General features: G+C 28.1%; 1 protein-coding gene. It reads right to left on the reverse strand.

Going from position 1 to position 331, the window contains the following annotated elements; all coding sequences use genetic code 11:
- Window positions 1-331: DNA adenine methylase (locus ACSV5T_RS09755; RefSeq protein ID WP_438320979.1), on the reverse strand; the 331-nt coding region annotated here is incomplete at both ends.

Genomic DNA, 331 nt, shown 5'->3' on the forward strand with positions numbered 1-331 from the left:
AAGCCATTATAATTAACTCTTAACATATAAAGAATACGAGCCGTTCTTTCAACATCATTCATTATATCAATGCGGCCATCAGGATCTGCAGATCGTAAATCTAAATAATATTCTTTACTATTATTTGCCTTATGTTTATTTAATTCTAGAATCAAACTGTCTACATCATCTTTAATTACTTTATACGCAAGTATTAGTTCTGAATTATTATCATTAATAACAGCCTTTTTTGGTGATAATTCAAATAATAATGCGGCACCACCAACGACCGGTTCAAAATAACAATTAAATTTATTAGGAATTAATTTACTAATTTCTGGTAATAATTGCC

Origin of the sequence: Veillonella sp. ZSJB6, assembly GCF_051549505.1 — a bacterium.
Taxonomy (GTDB): Bacteria; Bacillota; Negativicutes; order Veillonellales; family Veillonellaceae; genus Veillonella.